Annotated in this window: 2 protein-coding genes; both read right to left on the reverse strand. The window is 64.3% G+C overall.

All coding sequences use genetic code 11. The annotated features are described in order from the left end of the window. Positions 1 to 69 precede the first annotated feature (69 nt). Complete coding sequence (locus EN852_RS35100; protein ID WP_127275666.1) at positions 70 to 276, reverse strand: DUF680 domain-containing protein; 207 nt, start codon at positions 274 to 276, stop codon at positions 70 to 72. Positions 277 to 346: 70 nt separating this feature from the next. Further along, positions 347 to 468, reverse strand: a 122-nt coding sequence (locus tag EN852_RS35105) for a DUF680 domain-containing protein (RefSeq protein ID WP_135879619.1), incomplete at its 5' end; no start/stop codon positions are given.

Raw genomic sequence — 468 nt, forward strand, 5'->3', positions numbered from 1 at the left:
TTCATTTCCAATACTCCTGATGTCTTGAATTCCACGAGTGGCGAGCGAGCCCGCCACTCGCAACAGGCGTCAACGGCCGAAGAGGTTGCGATCGCTACCCGGCCGGGCAGGCGCCTCGGTGGCCGGAGCCGACTTGCCGATCGATGCGGTGTTCGCGTTGTCGGTCGACGTGACAGCCGCCTGGTTGGCACCGCTCGAACCGTAGTTGTCGCTGCCGGCAAAGGCGCTGCCGGAGAGGGCCAGGACGGCGGCGGCGGCAATGAGGATCTTGTTCATTTTAGGTACTCCTGAATCTTTTGTCGGACTGAGGCGGCGGGCTCTCCCGCGGCCGGTCCGAAATCGGCAGTTAGTTGTTGCCGAAGAGGCTGTGATCGGCGCCCGTCTTGACGGGGTTCTGCGCGGCCGGCTCCGTCTTGCGGACCGAGGCCGTGTAGGACGAGTCAACCGTGGCGGCCTGCGGATTTGCAG

The organism is Mesorhizobium sp. M2E.F.Ca.ET.209.01.1.1, assembly GCF_004010375.2.
Taxonomy (GTDB): Bacteria; Pseudomonadota; Alphaproteobacteria; order Rhizobiales; family Rhizobiaceae; genus Mesorhizobium.

What these genes read in the sequence shown, in the direction of transcription:
- EN852_RS35100 (WP_127275666.1), bottom strand. Translation starts at nt 276, where the DNA reads ATGAACAAGATCCTCATTGCCGCCGCCGCCGTCCTGGCCCTCTCCGGC.